At 60.6% G+C, this 703-nt stretch carries 1 protein-coding gene; it reads left to right on the forward strand.

From position 1 onward, the window contains the following. Window positions 1–703, forward strand: a 703-nt coding sequence (locus tag IE087_RS23445; RefSeq protein ID WP_268244669.1) for an EF-Tu C-terminal domain-related protein, incomplete at both ends; no start/stop codon positions are given.

Raw genomic sequence — 703 nt, forward strand, 5'->3', positions numbered from 1 at the left:
GAAGAGCTGCTGGAACTGGTGGAAATGGAAGTCCGCGAACTGCTGGACACCTATGAGTACCCCGGCGACGACACACCGATCATCGCGGGTTCCGCGCTGGCGGCGATGGAAGGCCGTGATGCCAACATCGGCGAAGACAAGATCAAAGAGCTGATGGCGGCTGTGGACGAATACATCCCGACGCCTGAGCGTGCGGTTGACCAGCCCTTCCTGATGCCGGTTGAGGACGTGTTCTCGATCTCCGGTCGTGGTACGGTTGTGACCGGTCGTGTGGAGCGTGGCGTGATCAACGTGGGCGACGAGATCGAAATCGTCGGCATCAAGGACACGCAGAAAACGACCTGCACAGGCGTGGAAATGTTCCGCAAGCTGCTGGACCGTGGTGAAGCAGGCGACAACATCGGCGCGCTGCTGCGTGGTATCGACCGTGACGCGGTTGAGCGTGGCCAGGTTCTGTGTAAGCCGGGTTCGGTGACACCGCACACCAAGTTCGAGGCCGAAGCCTACATCCTGACCAAGGAAGAGGGTGGCCGTCACACGCCGTTCTTTGCGAACTACCGTCCGCAATTCTACTTCCGTACGACGGACGTGACGGGCACGGTTCAGCTGGCCGAGGGCACCGAGATGGTGATGCCGGGCGACAACGTGTCGTTTGGTGTTGAACTGATCGCGCCGATCGCGATGGAAAACGGCCTGCGCTTTG

Origin of the sequence: Tateyamaria omphalii, from assembly GCF_014651375.1 — a bacterium.
Classification (GTDB): Bacteria; Pseudomonadota; Alphaproteobacteria; order Rhodobacterales; family Rhodobacteraceae; genus Tateyamaria; species Tateyamaria omphalii.